At 47.6% G+C, this 17,921-nt stretch carries 18 protein-coding genes and 1 pseudogene; 14 read left to right on the top strand and 5 right to left on the bottom strand.

Features of this window, described 5'->3' with window-relative positions; translation table 11 throughout:
• The first annotated feature begins 189 nt into the window (after positions 1-189).
• Positions 190-402 (top strand): Hfq-related RNA-binding protein, encoded by a 213-nt coding sequence (locus tag QUB33_RS17710; protein ID WP_333057289.1) that lies wholly within the window; start codon positions 190-192, stop codon positions 400-402.
• Between the two features lie 155 nt (positions 403-557).
• Here the strand turns inward: QUB33_RS17710 and QUB33_RS17705 are convergent, their stop codons facing one another.
• Complete coding sequence (locus QUB33_RS17705) at positions 558-2,873, bottom strand: cation:proton antiporter domain-containing protein (RefSeq protein WP_333352024.1); 2,316 nt, start codon at positions 2,871-2,873, stop codon at positions 558-560.
• A 569-nt stretch (positions 2,874-3,442) separates the two neighbouring features.
• Here QUB33_RS17705 and QUB33_RS17700 point away from each other — a divergent pair.
• From QUB33_RS17700 to QUB33_RS17690, 3 genes and pseudogenes are all read left to right on the top strand, one after another.
• Positions 3,443-3,658 (top strand): annotated as a pseudogene (locus QUB33_RS17700) (glutathione S-transferase family protein); the annotation flags it as partial.
• A 35-nt stretch (positions 3,659-3,693) separates the two neighbouring features.
• On the top strand, positions 3,694-4,755 hold the full coding sequence (locus QUB33_RS17695; protein ID WP_333352021.1) for an NADH:flavin oxidoreductase/NADH oxidase: 1,062 nt from the start codon (positions 3,694-3,696) through the stop codon (positions 4,753-4,755).
• A 166-nt stretch (positions 4,756-4,921) separates the two neighbouring features.
• Positions 4,922-5,659, top strand: a complete 738-nt coding sequence (locus QUB33_RS17690) for an SDR family oxidoreductase (protein ID WP_333352019.1) — start codon at positions 4,922-4,924, stop codon at positions 5,657-5,659.
• A gap of 115 nt (positions 5,660-5,774) precedes the next feature.
• Here the strand turns inward: QUB33_RS17690 and QUB33_RS17685 are convergent, their stop codons facing one another.
• A complete protein-coding gene (locus QUB33_RS17685) occupies positions 5,775-6,005 on the bottom strand; it encodes a hypothetical protein (RefSeq protein WP_333352017.1) in 231 nt (76 codons plus the stop codon).
• A gap of 40 nt (positions 6,006-6,045) precedes the next feature.
• Here QUB33_RS17685 and QUB33_RS17680 point away from each other — a divergent pair, with 40 nt between their 5' ends.
• From QUB33_RS17680 to QUB33_RS17660, 5 genes are all read left to right on the top strand, one after another.
• The gene (locus tag QUB33_RS17680) at positions 6,046-6,951 is read left to right on the top strand and encodes a D-hexose-6-phosphate mutarotase (RefSeq protein ID WP_333352015.1); all 906 of its coding nucleotides are present in this window, start codon (positions 6,046-6,048) and stop codon (positions 6,949-6,951) included.
• Between the two features lie 332 nt (positions 6,952-7,283).
• Positions 7,284-8,810 (top strand): phosphomannomutase/phosphoglucomutase, encoded by a 1,527-nt coding sequence (locus tag QUB33_RS17675; protein WP_333352013.1) that lies wholly within the window; start codon positions 7,284-7,286, stop codon positions 8,808-8,810.
• Positions 8,811-8,862: 52 nt separating this feature from the next.
• Positions 8,863-9,090: a hypothetical protein gene (locus tag QUB33_RS17670; RefSeq protein WP_333352011.1), complete on the top strand. Its 228-nt coding sequence runs from the start codon at positions 8,863-8,865 to the stop codon at positions 9,088-9,090.
• 575 nt (positions 9,091-9,665) lie between these two features.
• Entirely contained in the window at positions 9,666-10,607 is a 942-nt protein-coding gene (locus QUB33_RS17665; protein ID WP_333352009.1) for a M23 family metallopeptidase, read from the top strand.
• A 207-nt stretch (positions 10,608-10,814) separates the two neighbouring features.
• Positions 10,815-11,351, top strand: coding sequence for a late competence development ComFB family protein (locus QUB33_RS17660; protein WP_006631395.1), 537 nt, complete (start codon positions 10,815-10,817; stop codon positions 11,349-11,351).
• A gap of 219 nt (positions 11,352-11,570) precedes the next feature.
• Here QUB33_RS17660 and psb29 read toward each other — a convergent pair whose 3' ends face one another.
• Entirely contained in the window at positions 11,571-12,284 is a 714-nt protein-coding gene (psb29, locus tag QUB33_RS17655) for a photosystem II biogenesis protein Psp29 (RefSeq protein WP_333352007.1), read from the bottom strand.
• Between the two features lie 342 nt (positions 12,285-12,626).
• Here psb29 and QUB33_RS17650 point away from each other — a divergent pair, with 342 nt between their 5' ends.
• Positions 12,627-13,247 (top strand): chromophore lyase CpcT/CpeT, encoded by a 621-nt coding sequence (locus tag QUB33_RS17650; RefSeq protein ID WP_333352005.1) that lies wholly within the window; start codon positions 12,627-12,629, stop codon positions 13,245-13,247.
• A gap of 244 nt (positions 13,248-13,491) precedes the next feature.
• Here QUB33_RS17650 and QUB33_RS17645 read toward each other — a convergent pair whose 3' ends face one another.
• Together QUB33_RS17645 and hemF are read right to left on the bottom strand one after the other, a co-directional pair.
• Entirely contained in the window at positions 13,492-13,854 is a 363-nt protein-coding gene (locus QUB33_RS17645) for an STAS domain-containing protein (protein WP_006631392.1), read from the bottom strand.
• Positions 13,855-13,911: 57 nt separating this feature from the next.
• Entirely contained in the window at positions 13,912-14,955 is a 1,044-nt protein-coding gene (gene hemF / locus QUB33_RS17640) for an oxygen-dependent coproporphyrinogen oxidase (RefSeq protein ID WP_333352003.1), read from the bottom strand.
• A 190-nt stretch (positions 14,956-15,145) separates the two neighbouring features.
• Here hemF and QUB33_RS17635 point away from each other — a divergent pair, with 190 nt between their 5' ends.
• The 4 genes from QUB33_RS17635 (at position 15,146) to QUB33_RS17620 (ending at position 17,813) form a co-directional block, all read left to right on the top strand.
• The gene (locus QUB33_RS17635) at positions 15,146-16,216 is read left to right on the top strand and encodes an Mrp/NBP35 family ATP-binding protein (RefSeq protein ID WP_333057242.1); all 1,071 of its coding nucleotides are present in this window, start codon (positions 15,146-15,148) and stop codon (positions 16,214-16,216) included.
• A gap of 131 nt (positions 16,217-16,347) precedes the next feature.
• Positions 16,348-16,539 (top strand): NAD(P)H dehydrogenase subunit NdhS, encoded by a 192-nt coding sequence (locus QUB33_RS17630; RefSeq protein ID WP_015175937.1) that lies wholly within the window; start codon positions 16,348-16,350, stop codon positions 16,537-16,539.
• Between the two features lie 160 nt (positions 16,540-16,699).
• Positions 16,700-17,368, top strand: coding sequence for an HAS-barrel domain-containing protein (locus QUB33_RS17625; RefSeq protein ID WP_333173180.1), 669 nt, complete (start codon positions 16,700-16,702; stop codon positions 17,366-17,368).
• Positions 17,369-17,510: 142 nt separating this feature from the next.
• On the top strand, positions 17,511-17,813 hold the full coding sequence (locus tag QUB33_RS17620; protein ID WP_333352000.1) for a Rieske (2Fe-2S) protein: 303 nt from the start codon (positions 17,511-17,513) through the stop codon (positions 17,811-17,813).
• Positions 17,814-17,921 lie beyond the last annotated feature (108 nt).

Genomic DNA, 17,921 nt, shown 5'->3' with positions numbered 1-17,921 from the left:
TTTTATAACTCTACAGGGATATCTAATTAATCCTGATGTCAATGGCTCAATGAATATCGGTCGAAAAGTAACCGCCAATGGGTTTCTCTCTAATTGGGGAGAGGCGCTTGTAATTGCCGCAGTAAGGGTTAAACGGTATAAACTGAAGAATATGGTTTAAGGTAATATTTGACTATATTTTTCTGAACTATGTCTGAATTTGAAACCGGATTGCCCAGCGTTCGCTTAATACAAAGCTACATCAAAGACAAACAACAGGTGGAGATCAAACTCCTGACCGGCGACTTAGTAGCTGGCAGAATTTTTTGGCAGGATAATAGCTGCATTTGCCTCCTCGATCCCTCAGAAACACAAATTCTGATCTCGCGGCCAGCAATTGCTTATCTCAAACCCAACGGCTGAGAGTGGGGAATGGTGAATGGGGCATGGGGCATGGGGCATGGGGCATTGTTGACTGTTGACTGTTGACTGTTGACTGTTGGCTGGAAAGCTCACCACAGTCAACTGCCAACTCAGAACTGTCAACCGTCAACTGCCAACTGTCAACTGCCCACTAACTAATCGCTAAACAGCTTTTCGATGACTTGGGCCTTGACCAAAGGCAGCTTTAAAGCAGGTTGCGGCACCGGTGGTGAGGCCGTCCGCTGCATCAAGCCGAGCTCGTAGAAGCCGCCGCACAGCAGCAAACGATCGCCTTCTTGCAAATTTGTAGTTCCGTCGGGCCAGCGAGTAAATTTCCCTTCCCGGCGGATCGCCCGCACCTGGACCCCGTACTGGGTCAGCAATTCTACCTCTGACAGTTTTTTGCCCGCCCAAGGACTGTTTGCTGGCAGTCTCAGCCACTGGCAAGAACTGTCGCCCTGCGGGACTGCAACTTCGCCCTTCGCCAGCAACTCAAAACTGATGAGTTCTTCCGGTTCTCCCACTACAAAAAGTCGATCGCCCGAGTGCAAAGCTGTCTTGCCGTTAGGATAATCAATTTCCTCGCCATCTTTCCGGACGATTGCCATTACACTGACCCCTGTCAACTGCCGCAAGTTAGTTTCTTCCAGAGTCATACTGGCGATGGGAGAACCTAACGGCAAGTTGTACCACTCGCTGTTCATATCTCGAACCGCCACTTTCAAATCCCGCGAAATCGCCAAAGGTTCGCGCGGTGGCCGCAATTCCAGATAGCGGCTGCTGCGAATTTGCTGCACATCCCGCCCGATCGCCATTGCCGAGAGCCCCATGCCAGCCAGCAAGTGGGAAGACAGTTCTAAACTGGCTTCAAACTCGGGCTGCACGACTTCCCAGGCCCCCAATTGATAAAGCAGTTCGATGTCTTTATCTTGGTTCGCGCACACCACAATATCCAAATCCGGGACTAATTCTAAAGCCCGCTTCAGACACAAGCGAGTGCTCATGGGATCGGGAAGGGCGATCGCCATTGCTTTTGCCCGTTCCACCCGGGCGGCTTCCAATACGTGCAAGCTGGCAGCATTCCCGTAAATGTAAGGAATTCCTTGGACTCTACACTCTTGAATTCTACTTTCTGACTCGTCGATAACCACAACTGAACAGTTGCGGCTTTGGAGCATTTTGACTAAAATTCTACCGACTCGCCCGTAGCCGCAAACCACAACATAATTTTGTTCCGGCAAAGTTTCAGCTATTGCCACAGGTTGAGATGTTTCGTCAAAATAGCGCTGCAAAGGCCCGAAATTTTCCGCCCATTTCAATAACTGCGGCACGCTTCTCAACACAAAGGGAGTTAGCACGAGGGTGACGGCTGTCGTTCCTAAAATTAACAGGTAAACGTTCCGCGAAACCAGCCCCATAGCTTGACCTGCACTAGCGAGTACAAAGGAGAATTCTCCTATTTGAGCTAAGCCCAAACCTGTGATTAATGCTGTTTTTAGCGGATAGCCGAATAGTCGGACGATCGGCGTTATAATCAAGAATTTGCCGACAAATACTATAAATACCAGTCCCAGAATTACTTCTAGATGGTTCCACAGAAACATCGGGTCGATTAACATTCCGATGGTGACAAAAAATAAGGATGCAAAAATATCTCGCAAAGGCTCGACATAAGTTAGAGTTTGGTCGGCATATTCCACCTCCGAAATCATTAAACCCGCCACAAATGCGCCCATCTCGATGGAAAAACCCAAATATTCTGTAAGCAGCGCAATCCCTAAAGCCAAAACCACAACTCCCAGCAAAAACAGTTCTCGACTTTCTGTTTTCGCGAGGTATCGCAGCAACTGCGGTACCATCCAAATGCCGGCAACTACAGCACCGACAGCAAATAACCCGATCCGCAGCAGGGCCCACGCTACCGTCATGCCGATCTCTTCTGCGGGCTGATTGAGTGCCGGCAAAACTGCTAGCATTAGCCCCAAAGCCAAATCTTGAACTACTAATATTCCCAGCATGACTTGACCGTGGGAAGTACCGGATTCATTGCGCTCCATCAAGCATTTCAGTACAACTGCTGTCGAAGAAAGCGACAGAATCGATCCTAAAAACACGCCTTGAGCTGGCGATTCTACCCAGCCTACAGCCAAGGAAATTGCAGTAGTAATGGCGATCGTCAGCACAATTTGCAAGCCCCCCCCGCCCAAACTAATGCTTTTAACTTTTTGGAGTTCGGCGAAGGAAAATTCCACTCCCAAGGCAAATAACAGAAAGGCAACCCCAAATTCAGCCAGGGTGTCTACCTGAATTAATTCTTTAATCAGCCCCAAACCGGCCGGCCCAACTACGATCCCTCCCAGCAGGTAGCCGAGAATTACCGGCTGTCGCAACAGCGATGCAAAGAGTCCTCCTGCTGCGGCAGCAGCGAGAACTAGAACTAAGTCAACGATCAGTCGGAAGTCTTCTTGCACAACTTTATGAAAAAAGTATAAAGTTATATTATAGTGTCTAATGTGTTGATTATGTTTAGTGGGTTGACTGTAGTTGGGGACCCAGGGCAACTGCAACTATAGAACCCGGTATTTTCTGATACCAAAGATTTTCACTCCTCAAAAAAAGCTTAACCTCTTGCAAGTAGAGCGAGGCATTGCGCCTTGATTGAGGGTAATGTTTCACCTCAACGAGATGAGCGCGGTGAGATTAAATCAAGTTACTTTTTTTAATCAATTTCAGACCGAATAAAGTGGGGTTGATTACTTTTTTGTATTGAGCGGTTTTATCACGGTGTACGTTCACAGATCTGCGCTCGGTAAAAAGGATTAGTTAAAATCGTTTTTATTTTATTTATTCAAGCCCTGCTTGCGGATTTACCCGATATACTAGATAATTACTCAGGCACTTTTGTGTTTTTTCTAGTAATCCCCGTTTTTGCTAACAATAAAGATTTAGGTTTTAGACAAGTAATTTTGTCGTTGTTCTTGATACCTCAAAATGACAATTCCATTCGGAATGTAGGTGGGACAAAGCTGCCGTTGCACCTGTAAAGACTGCACTAGAGGCGATCGAGTCCCTAACTGTAGGACACCCGTATTCGCTCGGTGACGAACTGAGCATTGTCGATTTCTACCTGATTCCAGTCTTCACCTACCTATCGCAGACCGCAGAGTACGAAGCAACGATCGCGCGAACTTCAAAGCTGCGGACTTGGTGGAATGAGGTCAGTCAACTTCCCAGTGTGAAGCAAGTCTGTGCTTGACATCTGTGCACTTTATAACTTAAGGGTTTACAACCATGTCGCATTTATTTGAGCCATTGGATCAACGCGGTGTTACATTCCGAAATCGCATTGCAGTTTCTCCCATGTGTCAATATTCAAGCGTTGATGGATTCGCGAATGATTGGCATCTAGTTCATCTCGTCAGTCGAGCCGTAGGAGGGGCAGGGCTGGTGATGACTGAAGCAGCAGCAGTCGAGCCTGAAGGACGAATTACGCCGCAAGATTTGGGAATCTGGCAAGATGCTCACATTGAAATGTTGGCGCGAATCGTCGAGTTAATTCACCGCAATGGTGCGGTTGCTGGAATTCAACTTGCTCATGCAGGTCGAAAAGCCAGTACAGCACCTCCGTGGGATGGCGGCGATGTGCTTTCGGAATCTCAAGGGGGATGGACTTCGATCGCCCCTAGCGCCATTCCATTTGAACCCGATAGCCCCGCCCCGATCGCTCTGAGTATCGAAGACATTCAGAAGCAGACGACACTCTTTGTCAACGCAGCCCAACGCGCTCTCGCAGCCGGATTTGACGTAATCGAGATTCATGCGGCTCACGGCTACCTACTGCATGAATTTCTGTCTCCCTTGAGCAATCAACGCACAGATGACTATGGTGGCAGTTTTGAGCATCGCATCCGGTTTTTATGTGAAGTCGCACAAGCAGTGCGAAATGTTTTGCCAGATCGAACACCGCTTTGGGTTCGCATCTCTGCAACCGATTGGCTTCCAAATGGTTGGGACATTGAACAAAGTATTGCACTCAGCGATAAATTAAAGTCACTGGGTGTTGATTTAATCGATTGTTCCTCAGGCGCAATTGTACCGGGTGAAAAGATTCCGACGGGTGCAGGTTATCAAACTACCTTTGCCGATCGCATTCGACGCGAAGCCAACATCGCCACCGGAGCCGTTGGTATGATTACTGCACCCGCGCAGGCTGACCACATCATCCGTACAGGTCAAGCAGATATGGTATTACTTGCCAGAGAAATGCTGCGCGATCCTTATTGGCCGATGCGGGCTGCCCAGCAACTACGTCAATCGGTGCCTGCTCCAATTCAATACGCTCGCGCTTGGTAATTAAATAGATTGGCGATCGGTTTTACACAAATCCACTAGGAATGACTGTTTTAGTGTTTCTTTAAATCAGTCGCTCAATAAAGGCTTTTTTGATGCGGCCTCAAGTACAAGGCACGTTCCCATCGCCGTGACGTGAGCCGATTTAATCAACTAACAGGAAGTGAATATGTCTGAGATTCAAAACAAGGTTGTCATCATTACTGGAGCAAGTAGCGGTTTAGGTGAAGCCACCGCTCATCGTTTAGCCGCCAGGGGAGCCAAACTCATGCTTGCTGCCCGCCGCGAAGATAGACTCAAGGACTTGGTGGCTGCAATCGAAAAAACAGGTGGCACAGTTGCCTATCGAGTCACGGATGTTGCCGATCGGGCGCAGGTGCAAGCATTGGCTGACGCAACGTTGGAAACCTATGGACGCATTGATGTGCTGGTCAACAATGCGGGTTTAATGCCACTGTCTCCCCTTGACCAGATTAAGGTGGAGGAGTGGGATCAAATGATTGATGTCAACCTTAAAGGCGTACTTTACGGCATCGCAGCAGTGCTGCCGACTATGCGCCAACAGAAGTCTGGACACGTAATCAACTTGTCGTCGGTTGCAGGACATAAAGTATTTCCGGCGGGGGCAGTTTACTGTGCTACCAAGTATGCAGTGCGAGCCATTTCCGAAGGGCTGCGGCTGGAGTCAAACGGTGAAATTCGTTCTACCAACATTTCACCCGGTGCAGTTGCGACTGAGTTGACCAGTACCATCACTCATGGTGATACGGCATCAGGGGTGAATCAGTTGTATTCAGTCGCCATTGATGCCGATGCGATCGCCCGGGCGATTGCCTATGCCATTGAGCAGCCCGGTGATGTGGATGTCAACGAAATGATCATCCGTCCGACTCGTCAGGAGTTGTAAAGTGGGGCGCATCAGAGTCGATCGACTCAACTGAATTTAACCCAATGGCTCAACGGGAGAGCGAATGGCTGGTGAAATGCACTACATTCGAGGTTGCACAGGTAAGCCGTTGCTGCTAATTCATAGTTTGGTCCGAAGCTGGCGGTCGGGGCATCCCATCCTCCACGAGCTCGCTGCTAAACGCAATCGGCTTGCTTGCGGAGAAATCAGCAAAGTTTGTCGGTGGGTTCGATCGCACATCGCCTCGCGATCCGTTGGCACTCCCAATTCGTTCCTCTGAGTGCATCGTTGTGTCGATCGCACCTTCCCCCGTGCAACCCAACAATCTAATCAATCTAGCAACCATAATATCGGATAATTGTAAAGCAATTCACCAAGCCAACAGCATGAGTATTGACCAATTAAACACAGACTACGGCATTGCCGGGAACCTCACCTTCGCCACCGGAAACGGTGGTTTCCCGATGATTCACATCGACAACGGTCAAGCCAAAGCCTTAATTTCTGTGTATTCCGGTCAAGTGCTCTCCTTTCAACCAGCCACCGAAGCCACAGACTTGATGTTCGTCAGCGACAAAGCCTACTACGCCGAAGGGAAAGCCATCAAAGGCGGTATACCCATCTGTTGGCCCTGGTTTGGCCCTGATCCCGAAGCCTTGGGGCGTCCGAGTCATGGGTTTGTGCGGAATCGCCTCTGGAATGTGCTAGAAACCGCCACAACCCCAGACGGTGCAACCAAAGTCACTCTCGGACTCAAGGATACCGATGAAACTAGAGCAATTTGGCCCCAAGCTTTTGAACTGGCGATCGTAATTACGATCGGCACCAGCCTCACTGTAGAATTAATCACCCGCAATCTAGGCGACAAAGCATTTCCCCTCACCCAAGCTTTGCACACCTATTTCCAAGTCGGCGATATCAACCGCGTGCAGGTTTTAGGTTTAGAAAATAGCCAGTATCTTGATAAAGCTGATGGTGGTGTCGAAAAAACTCAAGTGGGTGCAGTGGTAGTAACAGGTGAAGTCGATCGCATTTATCTTGATGTCACCAATGAATTAGTCATTGACGATAGCGCCCTCAATCGTCGGATTCGCATTAAATCATCGGGTAGTAAATCCGTCGTAGTGTGGAATCCTTGGGTGACAATTTCTGCAAATATGGCCGACCTTGATGATGCAGATTACCAGCGTTTACTCTGCGTAGAAACGACCAATGCAGCTACAGATATTGTGGAAGTTCCCCCTCATGGTGAGTTTCGCTTGCAGGCAATTTACAGCGTTGAACGCGACTAAGGAATGCTAGCTTAATCTTAGCGGTGATGGGGCAAAAATTCCCAGTAAGCGGTTCAACATTTCTATTGGATATTGTAGGCGTTGCTCAAATCCCACCCACAAAACTGGGATTGTTTCTTTAAACACAACTTAAATGCCGATTAGCTGATTGAATAGAAAAACTCTGTCACCCTAATGACTAATAATACCAAATCAAAAATTTCTCCCCTGTTTATTTCTTAATCCGCGAAAGACGTTCGGCTAAGCTGACTTGAGCCGTCTAGGGGCAGACAAAAATTTGTATGATCGGTTTCAACCGCCGACTCCGATATTTTTACTTACCATCAATTATTATGCAAATCTTCAACTGGACAAAACTTCAAAATGGATCAGACATTCGCGGTATCGCCCTCGAAGGCGTTCCCAATGAAAAAGTCAACCTCACCCCCGAAATTGCGACAATCTTAGGTAAATCATTTGTGAGTTGGCTGGTGCAAAAAGTCAATAAACCAGCGGCAGAATTAACGATCGCGATCGGGCGTGACAGTCGCCTATCAGGGCCAACCTTAATGCAAGCAGTCATGGAGGGAATCGCCTCAGTTGGTGCAACCGTGTACGACTTTGAAATCGCATCAACTCCCGCCATGTTTATGAGTACCATTACCCCTGGTTTTGATTGCGACGGCGCGATTATGCTCACTGCTAGCCATTTGCCATTTAATCGAAATGGCTTAAAGTTTTTCACTGCCAAAGGTGGGTTACAAAAGCAGGATATTACAGATATCTTAACACTAGCCCAAAGCAATTACTTTCAGCCAGCCTCATCGCTCGGTAAGATTACAAAGCATGATTTTATCTCAGTTTATGCTAACCAATTTGTCACAAATATTAGGGAAGCAGTCAATCACCCCGATAATTTTGAGGAACCACTAACAGGATTAAAAATTGTTGTGGATGCGGGCAATGGTGCTGGCGGCTTTTATGTTGATAAAGTGTTAAAACCTTTAGGTGCAGACACCACGGGCAGTCAGTTTTTAGAACCTGATGGTACTTTCCCTAATCATGTGCCAAATCCCGAAGATAAACAGGCAATGCAGTCAATTTGTCAAGCGGTAATTGAACATCAAGCTGATTTTGGGATTATTTTTGATACGGATGTCGATCGCAGCGCGGCCGTCGATCAAGTTGGCAAGGAACTCAATCGCAATCGCTTAATTGCCTTGATTTCTGCGATCGTATTACAAGAGCACCCAGGCTCTACCATTGTCACCGATTCTATTACCTCCGATGGCTTGACACAATTCATCGAACAAGATTTAAAAGGAATTCACCATCGCTTTAAACGCGGCTACAAAAATGTGATTGACGAGTCGATACGCCTCAATAAAGCCGGACAGGAATCATGGCTGGCGATTGAAACCTCTGGACATGGAGCTTTGAAAGAAAATTACTTTCTGGATGATGGCGCTTATTTGGTCAGCAAATTATTGATTGAATTGGCTAAATCAAAGCTAGCCAATCAATCTTTGCCAGATTTAATTGCAAATTTAAAAGAGCCAGAAGAAAGTACAGAATTTCGGATTAAACTTAGTGGGGATGATTTCAAGCCTCACGGCGAGCGGGTTATTGAACAACTGCAACAATTTGTCTCAAAGCAAGCAGACTGGAAAATAGTTCCCAATAACTATGAAGGTCTGCGAATTTCCTGCACGTCACCTAGCGAATCCGGCTGGTTTCTGTTACGCTTATCACTCCATGATCCGGTGATGCCTTTGAATGTTGAGTCTAATGTTAAGGGTGGTGTTGCTCACATAGTGGCTCGGCTTTTAGCTTTTTTCCAAACCACAGAATCCCTTGATTTTTCGGCACTATCGCTCTAAGTTTTACTCGTGTCAGACTATTAGTAAACCAAACCCAAGGAGGAATTTAATCATGTGGATTTTAATCATAAAATGTTCTGCTGAAAGCTGGGAAACCCATTCCAAAGCTTTTAAAGCGCTCGCTGCCAAATATCCTGCCACGCCTTCCTCTTCCAAAAAGATGAAAGGCGATGGTCAACGCATCATGGAATTTCAGCTTGAGGATGTCAATGATGTAGAGGAATTTATGGAAGAATGCTTGACCTTAGATGGTTTCACCGCTAGCTTTGAATCCCTATAATTCTCGGTGAGAAGATTATAGCAGCTATCAATTGTTATCTCATATCATTTAAGATGTGAGATTTTAAAATTGAGAATCAATACTATTTGGCCAAAAACAGGCTACAATAACTAGAGAGTTTGAGGAAGGTTATCGGCAAAAAAACTGCCAATAAAAAATTGATTTAACAGCAGAGTTAAAATTTATTCTGTTGTAGCGCCGTGAACTATAACTAATATTAATACCAATTAGTTAAAAGTTATACAATAGTAGCTAGGATTGATAAAATATAATTCCATCGGCTTAGAGATGAAGAGTGTTTCTGTTGAAACTTGGGTTATCCTGGATTTGTCGTGGAAACGGTAGTGTGAGCGTCTGGCTCAAGCGGGCTTTCCTCCCCGCATTAGATAGAGGAATTTTTATTATTCTTATCACCTCAAGTTAAGTATTTATTTAAGTTAGTCTCTCCTCTCCAAATCTTTGAGTTTCCCAAGCTTTTTACTTACGGCTGTTTCTCTCGACTTATTGCGGATTGCTATAGTTAGCCTAGATAGTTAAAAATATATTAGCGAGACAAAGGTTAAGGACACGTAGTGATGATAATGACTGTGAGTCGAGGCAACGGTGGGCTAAGTGCGGAAATAGTTACGGGTCGGATTTTGCAGTGGGGGCAGTTGAAAGCGAACCAGTTAACCGCCAGTTCGATCGGGGGAATTGTTGGTGGTATTCTAAGTTTTGCCCTGCCGGTGCAAGCTTTGCAGGTAGTTGTGACGCCGACAAATCCCCAACTGGGGGATACGCTGTCAGTAATGATTCAGGTTGACGGTAACGGCGGGGAAACTCCAACAGTTTCTCTACAGCAAAAAAACTACCCCGCGTTTCCGATCGGCAACGGCCGCTTTCGGGCCCTGCTGCCGACGACGCCGCTAGACAAACCCGGTGCCCGCCAAATCCAAGTCGCAGGTGATGGACGAGTGCAGGAGTTTAACGTACAAGTCCGATCGCGAGATTTTCCCACTCAATCCATCTGGCTTCCGCCTGGAAAAGACAGCGAAGGTACAGACGCGGAGTTCGATCGCGTAGACGCATTTAAAGCACTGGTGACACCCCAAAAATTTTGGGACGGCAAATTGTTGCGCCCCAACTCCGGCGAAATTACCACTATTTACGGAGTTCGCCGATACTATAATGGGGTATTTGCTCAGGACTACTACCACCGCGGCGTCGATTATGCGGGTGCTTACGGTTCCCCTGTAGTCGCACCCGCAGCAGGTCGGGTGTCTCTAGTGGGACGCGAATCTCAAGGCTTCAAAATCCACGGGAATGTCGTTGGTCTTGACCACGGCCAGGGGGTAGCAAGTATTTTGATGCACCTCAGCCGGATTGATGTTAAGGAAGGCGATGTCGTGAAAGCTGGTCAAGTAATTGGTGCTCTGGGGTCAACGGGGGCTTCCACAGGCCCTCACCTGCACTGGGGACTTTACGTGCATGGGCAGTCCGTCGATCCTGTACCTTGGCGGCTTCAGGTAGTTGAGTAGGAGTTTTTACAGGTTTTTACGGATTTAGCAGTCAATTATGGGGTAAGTTTGTGGCTGGGGTGTGCAGATAACTTTATGGGTTATCAGTATTGAGTTAGGATTTGTATAAAAATTCTCAACTCAAGCCTCAAAACTCGAATCTCAAGACGCTAATAATCGCGTCTTCACAAAACTTTATTGATGATGCCGTTGAGCGGGGACGCATATATGAGTATTGAAAAAATTGTTGAACAGGCTTTGCAGGATGGCTATTTAACGCCGTCTATGGAAGCTGAAGTGGGACGGATCTGCAATACGGCTTCGGAATTGTCGATCGAAGAGTACATGGCGCTCGATCGTCTGATGGGCTCTTTGTTGACTGGCGAAGTTGTGGTTCTGCCACGCAAACAGTTCATCAACGTGATGGAAGAGTTGGTACTCAGCGATGCGATCGCTAGGGTAGCCGAAATTGAGGCGACGAGCGACCTTAGTCTCGATGTGGGAGATATTGCAGCTTATGCTTTAAATAGGCTGCCACCTCTGTACGCTACGACGGAAGAGGGCGCTCATTTTCAAAGGGCTAGGGCCAAAGAGCAACTTCACGATTTGATTTCCAAAGAAGTCAACGCAGCCATCGCCCGCAACTTGGACAGGCCCGACACCCCAAACCCGACAGCTTTGGGCAAGTCTTCTGGAAACGAGGTTCTTTCACAGCTAAGCACTTGGCTGCAAGCTAACGCGACTAACTTTGAGCCGCAGCCTTAGTACCACGCCAACAGCTCTATTTCAGTTAAGTCGATCCCGCTCAATTCAGAAAGCGGGATTTTTAGTTTCTGAGTCAGCAAGATTCATCTGAAGACCGAAGCCAGAAGGCACAAGACCGAAGCCAGAATTCAAGAAAAAAAATTAAAATTTAAGAGTTTTCTTTATTTGTTACATCAAATAAAGAATTCCCTCTTCCTTCTTCCTTCTTCCCTCAAACGATTAATTGTTGCTGTCAGAAGAGTCTGCCGAGGGGCCAGCGGTAACTTTTGTTTCTCGCTTTTCGCGTTTTTTACGTTCCGCTTGGATGACATCTTGAAGCACTATTCGCGCTTGAGCCATTTTTTCCAAATTGCTGCGGTACAAATCTAAATCTTTGCTAACTTTGTCTTCTGGCAGGTGCAAGGCCGCACTGACTTTGGCGATCGCGTCGTTTCGCGTTTCTTGGTCTTTTACCAAGTTAGGGTCAGCTTTTTCTAACAGCGAGAACAAACCGATCGCGAACAAGCGGCTGTACTTAAATTGAGGGTTGCTGGCGATCGCCCCTAAAGACGCTTGCAAATCCGCTGTATCTTCAAAGCTGGTCGAACGATCTAGCCACGAGAGCAACTCTTGCCCAGAAAGTCTATCTGCCAAGCTTTCCAATCGCTGAGCGTCTTGCTTGTAGCGCTCTGGATCGTCTTCTAGCGACTTGCACAAAGCGTTAAAAATCGAAACTCTGTCTGCTTCTGGGGCGTACCCAAGCATGAATCGATCGAAAGCTGTCACTACACCCAAAGCATAAATCGGGTCGTATTGAAAATCGGCATTCGCCGAAAGCAAGTGCATTTCTACCATCAACTCTTCCACCACTCGACGGTAAATTGAGTTGATCGGTCGAGTGTGAATCGTATAGAAACTTCGCTTAGTATCTGAAACAGTACGGTTATTGTTCACCTGAGTCTTATAGATAAATAATTTTGCCGTAGCGGGCGTGCCAGCGCGGCGTGAGTAAAGTCGGGGGAGTCAATTCTGCGATCGGGCTGACAACAAGTGCCAGTTTTTTTAAGCGTTGCCGCCTTCAAGCGAGACAAAATTTTATCAAAAAGATTTTACGCGCGATCGGCAGCAACAATTAATATGTCGCAATAGGAGGGAAAAACCCCAGTATCTTTACAATCATAGCTTAGCTGGGATCGCTCATAAATCTAATCTTCTGACTTGCCCAGCCTAGATATGGTCTTGCATATCACAATAACTTTTATTTGTCAACCCCTAATGGTGAAAAATCAAACAAACATGACAATTTCTCCTGAATTAATAGCTTTAGCCCAGTACATGGCGGGCGAATTTGACAACCGGGAACAAGCGCTAGCAGAGCCGACGTGGTACGTTCACCTTCGTTTGTGGCAAAGACCACTACCGATTCGTTTATTTTCCGAACCCAGCATTGCCCTGTTTGCCGAACAAGCCAACATTCTGGAATTAGACAAGCCATACCGCCCCCGCATCGTGCAACTGAGGCACTCACAGATAGCGCCGGGACTTATCGAAGCTCAGTATTATATGTTCCACGACATTACAGCCGTCAAAGGAGCCGGTTGCAACCCCGACTTGCTTGGAAAGCTAACGAAGGAGCAAATCCAACTCCTCCCCGGCTGCACCCTCTCGGTTGCAGTGCAAAATTTAGCCTCAAACAGCTATCGCTTTCGGGCATCTTTGCCGGAAGGCACTCGCTGCGGCTTTGCCTACGGGGGGCAAAATTACCAAGTAGACTTGGGATTTGAAGCCGCAGGCGAGGAATTTCTCAGCTACGACAAAGGAATAAGCCCCACGACAGGTAAGGCTATCTGGGGAGCTTTAATGGGCCCTTTTAGATTTGTCAAGCGTCAGGATTTTGCTGCTGAGATATTGGTTTGAACCAAGAAGCAACAAGAAACAAGGAAGAAAGATTTAGCTATCTAGGATAGAAGGCAAGACTTTACCTTGACCTATTCTTCTACTTTAGTGTTTTAGTGAACCTCTCAACCTCTCAAGAAAGGAAGAAAGCATAAGGAAGCTGGCAAGAATTTACCTGCTTCCTGTTCTTGTGCAGGGTCCCGGCGCATTTTGTGAGCCTCAAGCTTAAATTGCGCTTACACCGCAACGATGCAAGCGGGAGTGGTCAACTTGCGCGCGGCACCCCCTCTAGAGCTTCTTCTTCCGTTTCAAAGATTTCAAACACAGAATCCATCATGGTGACTTCAAACACCAGTTTGGCTTCGGGATGAACATTGCAAATGCGGAAACTTCCCTTAACTTTATCCGCATCCCGCATACCTGCTACAAGTGAGGTCAGGCCAGAGCTATCGATAAAGTTAACCTGACCAAGATTCACTACAACATGGCGGCTAAGTTTGGAAATACACTCTTGCAACTTGAGGCGGAATTGCCAAGCTGTAGTGATGTCCAACCGTCCTGTCGGTGCTAAGACGATAACTGTTGTACCGTCTTGAAGCGTGTGGGTTTTTTGATCAATATGAATCACTGACCCTTCCCTCAAATTTATTATCTATCGCGGTGGTTACTGTCCCAGTAGTTTAACTCAGGTCGGTGACTGCTGAGGCATCCAATTCGCCCAATCTTGCGGTTTTAAGAACTTGGAGTAGAGTTCGGCTTCGGGAGAGTTGGGCTCTGGCTCGTAACAATATTCCCAGCGTACCAAAGGTGGCAGGGACATGAGAATCGATTCGGTGCGTCCGTTGGTTTGTAAGCCAAAGGTCGTGCCTCGATCGTACACTAAGTTAAATTCAACGTAACGGCCGCGGCGGTAAAGTTGGAAATTACGCTCGCGCTCGCCGTATTCTTTAGATCGGTGCTTTTCAACAATTGGGGTGTAAGCCGGCAAAAATGCCCGGCCGCAGTCCTGTACGAAGGCGAACAGCGACTCCCAAGTCCTAGGTTCCGGCGCGCCGATGTTGTTGCTGCACTCAGCGGCCTTGCCTTTGACATGATGGTCGCGGTAAAGCGCGCCTTGAGCGCTTTGGTAGTCAAAAAAGAGGCCGCCCACGCCGCGGGTTTCTTGGCGGTGGGGGAGGTAGAAATATTCGTCGCACCAGAGTTTAAAGGTCGGATAATATCCGGGATGGTGGCGATCGCAAGCTGCTTTCAGAGTTTTGTGAAAATGAGCTGCATCCTCAGCCAACGGGTAATAAGGAGTCAAATCCACACCGCCACCAAACCACCAAATCGGCCCAGCCTCAAAATAGCGGTAATTTAGGTGAACCGTAGGCAAGTAGGGATTGCGGGGGTGCAGCACCATCGAAGTACCCGTTGCATAGAAATCGTGACCGGCAGCTTCTGGGTGCTTTGCCAGAATCAAAGCTGGCAAACTTTCGCCCCACACTTGGGAAAAATTGACTCCCCCTTGTTCAAACACATCGCCTTCGCGCATGACGCGAGAACGTCCGCCGCCGCCTTCGGAGCGTTCCCAAGAGTCCTCCTTAAATTTGCCGAGGCCATCGAGCTGTTCGAGGGATTGACAAATTTCGTCTTGTAGGCTTTTCATAAATTGGCTGACTCTAGCTCTAGAGTCAGCGGGTGGCAAAAACGGGGAAGTGGCGGTTTTAAGTGTTGTAGAAACTGTCATAAAATTTTCTGTTGTCAGATTTGAGTTTTAGATGGGCGATGAATCCCAAATCCAGTCGTCATGTAATTATGCCACCGTAGGTCTGCAAATGATCGCTATGAAGTTACATTAAAAAATAGCAATAAAAATATACTTAAATCTGCGATCGAAAATTCGCAAACCCAATTGCAGAGCTATGGTGGAGAACACAATGCCCAATACACTCGATGTTAGTTCAGTCTTAGAAATCCTGCGACCTGTGCAAGACCCCGAACTGCAAAAGAGTTTGGTGGAATTGAACATGATTCGTAACATAAAAATTGACGGCGGTGTCGTCAGTTTTACTTTAGTGCTGACTACGCCTGCTTGCCCGCTGCGAGAATTTATTGTCGAAGATTGCCAAAAAGCGGTCAAACAGTTGCCAGGAGTCGAAAAAGTGGCGGTGGAGGTGACAGCCGAGACGCCCCAGCAAAAGGGAGTGGTCGATCGCCAAGGCATTGAAGGAGTGAAAAATATTATCGCAATTTCCAGCGGCAAAGGCGGCGTCGGCAAAAGCACGGTGGCGGTAAACGTGGCAGTAGCGCTGGCACAAACCGGCGCTAAGGTGGGTTTGCTGGATGCGGATATCTATGGCCCCAACGACCCCAATATGTTGGGTTTGGGGGATGCAAAAGTGATGGTTAGGGACGGAAAAAGCGGGGAAAGCCTGGAACCCGCTTTCAACTACGGCGTCAAATTGGTGTCGATGGCGTTTTTAATTGACAAAGACCAACCCGTGATTTGGCGCGGCCCGATGTTAAACGGGATCATCCGGCAGTTCCTCTACCAGGTGAATTGGGGCGATTTAGACTATTTGATTGTCGATATGCCTCCGGGTACTGGAGACGCGCAGTTGACAATGGCGCAGGCGGTGCCGATGGCTGGTGTGGTGATCGTGACGACGCCGCAGACTGTGGCTTTGTTGGACTCTCGCAAGGGGTTAAAGATGTTCCAGCAGTTGGGAGTGTCGGTGTTGGGAATTGTGGAAAACATGAGCTATTTTGTGCCGCCGGATATGCCCGACAAGCAATACGATATTTTCGGTTCTGGTGGCGGAGAAAAGACTGCTGCTGAGTTGGGAGTGCCGCTGTTAGGCCGCATTCCGCTGGAAATTCCGTTGCGGGAAGGCGGGGATTCGGGGGTGCCGATCGTGGTGGGGCAACCGGGTTCTGCTTCAGCTAGAGAGTTGCGGGCGATCGCGGGCCGCATTGCCGGTAAAGTTTCCGTAGCAGCCTTAGCCTAACAAACTCTCGTTCCGAGGCTTTGCCTCGCGTCTTCCGGTTGACGAAGATTTGCCTAGTTCTCAGGCTCTGCTTGGGAACTAGAAACGAGAAAAGGTAAACTATAACCAGCAAACTTAACATTCAAAGAATTATGATTTTTCCCGGTTCGGCAGTTCGAGTTAAAGATAAGGGTGAGATTTACTACGCCTTTCAAGGACAAGTCCAGCGAGTTAGCGATGGGAAGGTCGCGGTACTGTTTGAAGGTGGCAATTGGGACAAGCTGATTACGTTCCGCCTGTCGCAGTTGGAACTTGTCGATGCTACGGCTGGTCGCGCGAAATAGTCAGTAGTCAGCGGTCATTAGTCATTGGTAATTGGTAATGGGTAATTAGTCATTGGTAATTGGTAAAGTACCCAAGACCAGGCTACTAACTGAAGACCCTTGACAACCAGCACAAAACCAATGGCTAATGACTACTAACTAATAACTAATAACTAAAACTATGCGTTTACCTTTACCCCAATTTGCTACAAAAGAGCGCCATCCCGATCGCATTGCTGAGGTAATCGAGACGGCAACTTCGGAGTTTTTGGCTCAATGTTTGGAACCGGAAGACTTAAGCTTTCCCGTGATGCCGCCTTTTGGGAGTTGGGTGAAAGCCGAGGATGAAGAGTCGAAAAATCAAATTTACGGCGTGGTTTATTACGCTACGACTAGCCCGATCGACTCGGTGCACAGAGCTCGCGCTTTGGGTTTGTCGCTGGAAGAGTTGCGGGAAGAACAACCGCAGATTTTTGCGATGCTCAAAACCGAGTTTCGAGTGGCGATTGTCGGGTATGAGGCTGCGCCGGAAAGGTTGAACGGTCACGGCCCATCTAGGGGTAAAATTTATCAGTATTTGCCGCCGCGTCCGCCGCAAATTCACCAGGCGGTTTATCGCTGCGAACCCGATGAGGTGATTGATTTTACGGTGCAGTTGGATTTTTTGAGGACGCTGCTGGGGGTGGCTAATGCGCCGGTGGATGCGCTGACGGCGGCGGCGATTCGGGAGATTTATCAGTTGCGGATGCGCGATCGATCTTGGTTGGTGGAAGCGGGGAGGAGTTTGAGTGTTTTGTTGAAGGATGATTATGACAGGTTGAGGGTGATTTTGAGTCAGATTCATCCGTAGGGAAAAGCTGGAATAAGATAATCTGGACTTACGCAAAAGTGGCTTGACACGCTACGGATAGCAGTAAGGTGTGCAAAGCGCACCCTACATAATTAGGTTCTGCGTAAGTCCCGATCTGGTTTTTTCGGAGGAAAAATATTTTATGTGGGTAGAGGTAACAGCGCTAAATCAAGTTCCCGAATGGGGTGTCTTGAAGGTAAAAGTTGACGAAACTTCAGTGATTTTGAATCGTCAAGGCATGAATGTCACTTGTTACCGTAATGCTTGCACTCATTTAGAATATCCGATCGACATGGGTAAGGTAAGCAACGGTATCATTACCTGTCCGTTTCACAAATATCAGTACAAGTTAGATACTGGTAAATGTTTGAATGCACCCAGCGATTCCCTGGAATCTTATCCGGTAAAGATTGAGGGCGATCGGGTTTTTGTAGACATAGATTAGTTATTCGTTATTAGCTTAAGTCCGACAGGGGTTGAAACCCCTGTCTCATAGCTAAAGTCGTCTAAAGACGACTGTAGATTAATATTTGATATCAAGCCCGGCTTAGAT

This window comes from Microcoleus sp. B3-A4 (assembly GCF_036705385.1).
In the GTDB taxonomy this organism is placed as follows: Bacteria; Cyanobacteriota; Cyanobacteriia; order Cyanobacteriales; family Microcoleaceae; genus Microcoleus.
This window is presented reverse-complemented; position numbering and strand designations above follow the sequence as displayed.